The 7,014-nt window shown below is 60.0% G+C and carries 6 protein-coding genes and 1 tRNA gene; 1 reads left to right on the plus strand and 6 read right to left on the minus strand.

Features of this window, described 5'->3' with window-relative positions; all coding sequences use genetic code 11:
* Nucleotides 1-323: 323 nt before the first annotated feature.
* From B0E42_RS28245 to queA, 6 genes are all read right to left on the minus strand, one after another.
* Nucleotides 324-872, minus strand: coding sequence for a glycine zipper 2TM domain-containing protein (locus B0E42_RS28245; protein ID WP_018607449.1), 549 nt, complete (start codon nucleotides 870-872; stop codon nucleotides 324-326).
* Nucleotides 873-988: 116 nt separating this feature from the next.
* Complete coding sequence (secF, locus tag B0E42_RS28250) at nucleotides 989-1,903, minus strand: protein translocase subunit SecF (protein ID WP_018607451.1); 915 nt, start codon at nucleotides 1,901-1,903, stop codon at nucleotides 989-991.
* A gap of 9 nt (nucleotides 1,904-1,912) precedes the next feature.
* The gene (secD, locus tag B0E42_RS28255; protein WP_077508634.1) at nucleotides 1,913-3,781 is read right to left on the minus strand and encodes a protein translocase subunit SecD; all 1,869 of its coding nucleotides are present in this window, start codon (nucleotides 3,779-3,781) and stop codon (nucleotides 1,913-1,915) included.
* 63 nt (nucleotides 3,782-3,844) lie between these two features.
* Nucleotides 3,845-4,180, minus strand: coding sequence for a preprotein translocase subunit YajC (gene yajC, locus B0E42_RS28260; RefSeq protein WP_007982729.1), 336 nt, complete (start codon nucleotides 4,178-4,180; stop codon nucleotides 3,845-3,847).
* Nucleotides 4,181-4,223: 43 nt separating this feature from the next.
* Nucleotides 4,224-5,339, minus strand: coding sequence for a tRNA guanosine(34) transglycosylase Tgt (tgt, locus tag B0E42_RS28265; protein ID WP_168188549.1), 1,116 nt, complete (start codon nucleotides 5,337-5,339; stop codon nucleotides 4,224-4,226).
* A 14-nt stretch (nucleotides 5,340-5,353) separates the two neighbouring features.
* Nucleotides 5,354-6,403 carry a tRNA preQ1(34) S-adenosylmethionine ribosyltransferase-isomerase QueA gene (queA, locus tag B0E42_RS28270; RefSeq protein ID WP_018607457.1) on the minus strand — a complete coding sequence of 350 codons (1,050 nt, stop codon included), beginning with the start codon at nucleotides 6,401-6,403 and terminating at the stop codon, nucleotides 5,354-5,356.
* Nucleotides 6,404-6,511: 108 nt separating this feature from the next.
* Here queA and B0E42_RS28275 point away from each other — a divergent pair.
* Nucleotides 6,512-6,596: transfer RNA gene (locus B0E42_RS28275), tRNA-Leu, on the plus strand.
* Nucleotides 6,597-7,014 lie beyond the last annotated feature (418 nt).

The following is a 7,014-nucleotide window of genomic DNA, read 5'->3' on the forward strand; positions in this document are numbered from 1 at the left end:
GCTTTGCTCCCACAGAGGAGGTTTGGGTAGCCGGGAAATCGAAGTCTGCCGCAGATCCAGTGTGGGAGCTGGATGGGGCATAAAATAGGGGCACAAAAAAGCACCCCGAAGGGTGCCTTTTTATGCCCGGATTTCGACATACCTCCAATTATCTGCAAGTTTTCAAGAGCAAAGCCTGTGGGAGCAAAGCTTGCTCCCACAGAGGAGGTTTGTGTAGCCGGGAAATCGGAGTCTGCCGCAGATCCAGTGTGGGAGCTGGGATGAGGCATAAAATACGAGCATAAAAAAGCACCCCGAAGGGTGCTTTTTTTATAGCGGCTGGATCATTGGGCCGGTTCGTTCTGGCCCAGGATCAGTTGGCCTTCCTTGCTTACCGGGATCTGGTTGCCCGGGTCGCGGTCCATGCGGACTTTGCCTTCTTTGCCGTCGAGCATGTAGCGAACGTCGTAGCCTACCACCTTGTCGCTGATGTCATTGACCGTGTTGCAGCGCGTTTGGGTGGTGGTGTAGGTGTCGCGTTCCTGCATGCCTTCCTGAATCTTGTTACCGGCATAACCACCACCGGCCGCACCCGCCACGGTGGCGATTTTCTTGCCGTTGCCGCCGCCGATCTGGTTACCCAGCAGGCCACCGGCTACGGCACCCAGCACGGTACCGGCGATCTGGTGCTGGTCCTGGACTGGCTTCTGCCGAGTCACGGTGACGTCCTTGCACACTTCACGCGGGGTCTTGATTTGGGTCTTGACCGGCTCCACGGCCAATACTTGCGCATACTCAGGGCCACTTTTTACCAAGCTGTAGGTGGCGACCGCACCACCGGCAGTTACACCGACAGCACCCAATACCGCACCAACCAGCATCGATTTGTTCACTTGAACCTCCTGACCATCACAAGCGGATTAATCCGCGCTTCTCCCAGCCTTGGAGCACAAAAAAAGGCGCGAGTTCAACTCGCGCCTTTTCAGCTGTGACGGGTGGAACCGAAGCCTTACGGGCGATCGTCCACTTCCGTGTCAGTGACCGCAGGAGGAATCAGATCCTCGGTGCTCAGGTTCAGCCAGATCAACACCACGTTGGCGATGTAGATCGACGAGTAAGTACCCGCCATCACACCAATGAACAGCGCAATGGAGAAACCGAACAGGTTGTCGCCGCCGAAGAACAGCAGCGCGGCAATCGCCAGCAAGGTGGAGATCGACGTCGCCATGGTCCGCAACAGGGTCTGGGTGGTCGAGATGTTGATGTTCTCGATCAAGGACGCCTTGCGCAGCACTCGGAAGTTTTCACGCACCCGGTCGAACACCACGATGGTGTCGTTGAGCGAGTAACCGATGATCGCCAACACCGCCGCCAGCACCGTCAAGTCGAAGGTGATCTGGAAGAACGACAGGATGCCCACGGTCACGATCACGTCGTGGATCAGCGAGACAATCGCGCCCACTGCGAACTTCCACTGGAAGCGGAAGGCCAGGTAGAGCATCACGCCGCCCAGCGCCAAGAGCATGCCGAGGCCGCCCTGGTCGCGCAGCTCTTCACCCACTTGCGGGCCGACGAACTCGACACGCTTGACCTGGGCCGGGTTGTCGCCGCCGGCCTTCTGCAAGGCCTCGGCTACCTGGTGACCCAATTGCGGGTCTTCACCGGGCATACGCACCAACAGGTCAGTCGTTGCGCCAAAGCTCTGCACGATGGCGTCGCTGTAGCCCGAGGTCGCCAGTTGCTCACGCACCTTGGTGACGTCGGCCGGACGCTCGTAGGTCAGCTCGATGAGCGTACCGCCGGTGAAGTCCAGGCCGTAGTTCAGGCCCTTGGTGGCCCAACTGAACAACGCCAGGACCGTGAGAAACAATGTGACGCCGAACGCAATGTTGCGAACGCCCATGAAGTTGATTGTACGTAACATGGCAGCCCCTTAAATCCACAACTTCTTGAAGTCACGGCCACCATAAATCAGGTTGACCATTGCACGGGTCACCAGAATGGCTGTGAACATCGAGGTAAAGATCCCGAGGGACATGGTCACTGCGAAGCCCTTGACCGGGCCGGTGCCCATGGCAAAGAGAATCCCGCCGACCAGCAACGTGGTCAGGTTGGAGTCGATAATCGCAGTGAACGCCCGGCCGAAGCCTTCGTTGATTGCCCGCTGGATCGACATGCCCGCGGCGATCTCTTCACGTATCCGCGAGAAGATCAGCACGTTGGCGTCCACCGCCATGCCCATGGTCAAGACGATACCGGCGATACCCGGCAGGGTCAGCGTAGCGCCCAGCAACGACATCAAGGCCAGCAGCAGCACCATGTTCACCGCCAGCGCGACGGTGGCGATGATGCCGAAGAAGCGGTAGATGGCGATGATGAACAGCGACACGAACAGCATGCCCCACAGGGATGCATCGACACCCTTGGTGATGTTGTCGGCACCCAGGCTCGGGCCGATGGTGCGTTCTTCCGCGAAGTACATCGGCGCGGCCAGGCCACCGGCACGCAGCAGCAGGGCCAGTTCCGAGGATTCACCCTGGCCGTTCAGGCCGGTGATGCGGAACTGGCTGCCCAGTGGCGACTGGATGGTCGCCAGGCTGATGATCTTCTTCTCTTCCTTGAAGGTCTGCACCGGTACGTCTTTCTCGACGCCGTTGACCACTTGCTTGGTGTAGGTGGTGGTCGGTTTCTGCTCGATGAAGATCACCGCCATGCTGCGACCGACGTTGCTGCGCGTGGCGCGGCTCATCAGTTCGCCGCCATGGCCGTCCAGGCGAATGTTCACCTGTGGACGACCCTGCTCGTCGAAGCCCGCCTGGGCGTCGGTCACCTGGTCACCGGTGATGATCAGGCCACGCTCGATCTGCGCCGCCGGACGACCGCCCTCGCGGAACTCGAAGCTCTCGGAAGTAGCCTTGGAAGCACCCGGCTCAGCGGCCAGGCGGAATTCCAGGTTGGCGGTCTTGCCGAGGATACGCTTGGCTTCGGCAGTGTCCTGCACGCCTGGCAGCTCAACCACGATGCGGTTGGCGCCCTGGCGCTGCACGATCGGCTCGGCCACACCCAGCTCGTTGACGCGGTTACGCACCGTGGTCAAGTTCTGCTTGATGGAGTATTCGCGGATTTCCGCCAGCTTGGCCGGGGTCATCGCCAGACGCAGCACCGCCTGACCATTGAGGTCGGCCGGCACAATGTCGAAATCGTTGAAATTCTTGCGGATCAGCGCACGGGCCTGCTCGCGGGTATCTTCATCGCTGAAGCCCAGCTGAATAGCACCGTCGAGTGGCGGCAGGCTGCGATAACGCACGCGGTCCTTGCGCAACAGGCTCTTGACGTCGCCTTCGTAGACTTTCATCCGCGCGTCGAGGGCTTTGTCCATGTCCACTTCCAGCAGGAAGTGCACACCACCGGACAAGTCCAGACCCAGCTTCATCGGATGCGCGCCGAGGTTGCGCAGCCATTGCGGGGTGGTCTGGGCCAGGTTCAGGGCCACCACGTAATCGTCGCCCAACGCCTTGCGGACCACGTCCTTGGCTGGCAGTTGGTCTTCAGACTTGACCAGGCGCAACAGGCCGCCCTTGCCGTTTTCGGCGATGGACGCAGCCTTGACCTCGATATTGGACGCCTTGAGCGCAGCGCTCGCACGGTCCAGATCGGCCTGGGTGACCTGCAGCGCAGTGCTTGCGCCACTGACCTGAATGGCCGGGTCATCCGGGTATAGATTGGGAGCGGAATAAATCAGACCGACCGCCAGCACCGCCAGGATCAGTACATATTTCCACAGAGGGTATTTGTTCAGCATCACGCCGCCCGCTTATGACGCGGGGCGCCTTGCGCGCCCCGTCGATTGAAAAGAAGTTGTTACTTAGATCGCTTTCAGCGTGCCTTTTGGCAGCGTGGCCGCGATGGCGCCCTTCTGGAACTTCATTTCAACAGTGTCGGACACTTCCAGTACCACGAAGTCATCGGCCACTTTGGTGATCTTGCCAGCGATGCCGCCGGTGGTGACCACTTCATCGCCCTTTTGCAGGCTGCTGAGCAGGTTCTTCTGCTCTTTGGCGCGCTTGGCCTGTGGACGCCAGATCATCAGGTAGAAGATGACCAGGAAGCCGACCAGGAAAATCCACTCGAAACCACCGCCCATAGGGCCAGCAGCCGGTGCAGCCGCGTCAGCCATGGCATTAGAGATAAAAAAGCTCATTTAGCACTCCAGTTGCAAGTATTGAATCTAGGGATCGGAAAACTCAGTCCAAAGGCGGAACAGGCAACCCGCGCTTGGCATAGAAGGCCTCGACAAAGGCGGCCAATGTACCTTGTTGGATAGCCTCGCGCAAACCAGCCATAAGCACCTGATAATGGCGCAAATTGTGGATGGTATTGAGCATACTGCCGAGCATTTCGCCGCACTTGTCCAAATGATGCAGATAAGCGCGGGAGAAGTTCTGGCAGGTGTAGCAATCGCAAGTCGGATCCAGCGGCGAATTATCATGGCGATGAAACGCGTTACGGATCTTCAGCACACCGGTGTCGATGAACAGATGCCCATTGCGGGCATTACGGGTTGGCATCACGCAATCGAACATGTCCACACCGCGGCGCACACCCTCAACCAGATCTTCCGGTTTGCCAACGCCCATAAGGTAACGAGGTTTGTCAGCCGGCATCTCGCCCGGCAGGTAATCGAGCACCTTGATCATCTCGTGCTTGGGCTCGCCCACCGACAGGCCGCCAATCGCCAGGCCGTCGAAGCCGATCTTGTCCAGGCCTTCGAGCGAGCGCATGCGCAGGTCGCGGTGCATGCCGCCCTGGACGATACCGAACAGCGCCGCCGTGTTTTCGCCATGGGCATTCTTCGACCGCTGGGCCCAGCGCAACGACAGTTCCATGGACACCCGCGCCACGTCTTCATCGGCCGGGTACGGCGTGCATTCGTCGAAGATCATCACGATGTCCGAGCCCAGGTCGCGCTGCACCTGCATCGACTCTTCCGGCCCCATGAACACCTTGGAACCGTCCACCGGAGAAGCGAAGGTCACGCCCTCCTCCTTGATCTTGCGCATCGCGCCCAGGCTGAACACCTGGAAGCCGCCGGAGTCGGTCAGGATCGGGCCTTTCCACTGCATGAAATCGTGCAGGTCGCCGTGGGCCTTGATCACTTCCATGCCCGGGCGCAGCCACAGGTGGAAGGTGTTACCGAGGATGATCTCCGCGCCAATCGCCTCGATGTCACGCGGCAGCATGCCCTTGACCGTGCCGTAGGTGCCCACCGGCATGAACGCGGGGGTTTCCACGGTACCGCGGGGGAAGGTCAGACGACCGCGACGAGCCTTGCCATCGGTGGCGAGCAACTCGAAGGACATGCGACAGGTGCGACTCATACTGTTTCCTCGGGTCCGCGGGGCGCGGGGTTACGGGTGATGAACATCGCATCACCGTAGCTGAAAAAGCGGTATCCATGCTCGACGGCGGCCTTGTAGGCGGCCATGGCTTCGGGATAACCGGCGAACGCCGAAACCAGCATCAACAGCGTGGATTCAGGCAAATGAAAGTTGGTGACCAGGGCATCGACCACATGAAACGGCCGGCCCGGGTAGATAAAGATATCGGTGTCGCCACTGAACGGCTTGAGCACGCCATCGCGGGCGGCGCTTTCCAGGGAGCGCACGCTGGTGGTCCCCACCGCCACCACCCGCCCGCCGCGCGCGCGACAGGCCGCCACGGCATCGACCACTTCCTGGCTGACTTCCAGCCATTCGTTGTGCATGTGGTGATCTTCGATGCGCTCGACGCGCACCGGCTGGAACGTCCCGGCGCCGACGTGCAGCGTCACGAACGCGGTCTCCACGCCCTTGGCGGCAATCGCCTCCAGCAACGGCTGATCAAAATGCAGCCCCGCCGTCGGCGCCGCCACCGCCCCCAGGCGCTCCGCGTACACGGTCTGATACCGCTCGCGGTCCGAACCTTCGTCCGGGCGGTCTATATAAGGAGGCAACGGCATGTGCCCGACACGGTCGAGCAGCGGCAACACCTCTTCGGCAAATTCCAGCTCGAACAACGCATCATGCCGCGCCACCATCCGCGCCTCACCGCCGCCGTCGATCAAGATCGACGAACCGGGCTTGGGCGACTTGCTCGACCGCACATGGGCCAGCACGCGATGGCTGTCCAGCACCCGCTCCACCAGAATCTCCAGCTTGCCGCCGGAGGCCTTCTGGCCAAACAAGCGTGCCGGAATCACCCGGGTATTGTTGAACACCATCAAATCGCCCGGGCGCAAATGCTCAAGCAAATCAGTGAATTGACGGTGAGCCATGGCACCGCTGACCCCATCCAGGGTCAACAGTCGACTGGCGCGACGCTCGGCCAGAGGGTGGCGAGCGATCAGCGAATCCGGGAGTTCGAAGGTAAAGTCAGCAACACGCATGATGGGGTTCGTCTAGCAGGGCCGGAAAGTCTAGCGGAAATATCAAAAATTCACCATGAAACGTGATTGACCAACGGTAGTCACCTCTCTATACTTCGCCGCCATTGAGCCCTGATGGCGGAATTGGTAGACGCGGCGGATTCAAAATCCGTTTTCGAAAGGAGTGGGAGTTCGAGTCTCCCTCGGGGCACCATCTTAAAGAAAGACCTTGAAATTCAAGGTCTTTTTTTTCGTCTGCAGGAAAGTGGTTTTTTGCGGGTAATACAGAGCTCAGCCAATCCCGCACGCGCTTTTGTGGTGAGGGGGATTTATCCCCCCCTTTGTGGTGAGAGGATTTATACCCGCCCCTCTTTGTGGCGAGGGGATTTATCCCCGCTGGGCCGCGAAGCGGCCCCCCATAGCCAACCCCATGGAGAGGAAGAACCTGTGGTAAGGAAGAACCTGGGAACAAGGAAGCACCCCGGTGGTAGAGAAGAACCTGTAGTAGGGAAAAACCTGTGGCAGGAGAAGAACCTGTGGCGAGGGAGCTTGCTCCCGCTTGAGCGCGAAGCGCGCACAATGCGATCACCACTCTCACCAATACCCCGAGCCCCCAAATCCAAGACATAGAG

The sequence above is a fragment of the Pseudomonas sp. A25(2017) genome, assembly GCF_002001065.1.
GTDB classification, from domain to species: domain Bacteria; phylum Pseudomonadota; class Gammaproteobacteria; order Pseudomonadales; family Pseudomonadaceae; genus Aquipseudomonas; species Aquipseudomonas kilonensis.

Coding starts and splice junctions, on each gene's coding strand:
- secF (WP_018607451.1), bottom strand. CDS start 1,903: ATGTTACGTACAATCAACTTCATGGGCGTTCGCAACATTGCGTTCGGC.
- secD (WP_077508634.1), bottom strand. CDS start 3,781: ATGCTGAACAAATACCCTCTGTGGAAATATGTACTGATCCTGGCGGTG.
- yajC (WP_007982729.1), bottom strand. CDS start 4,180: ATGAGCTTTTTTATCTCTAATGCCATGGCTGACGCGGCTGCACCGGCT.
- tgt (WP_168188549.1), bottom strand. CDS start 5,339: ATGTCCTTCGAGTTGCTCGCCACCGATGGCAAGGCTCGTCGCGGTCGT.
- queA (WP_018607457.1), bottom strand. CDS start 6,403: ATGCGTGTTGCTGACTTTACCTTCGAACTCCCGGATTCGCTGATCGCT.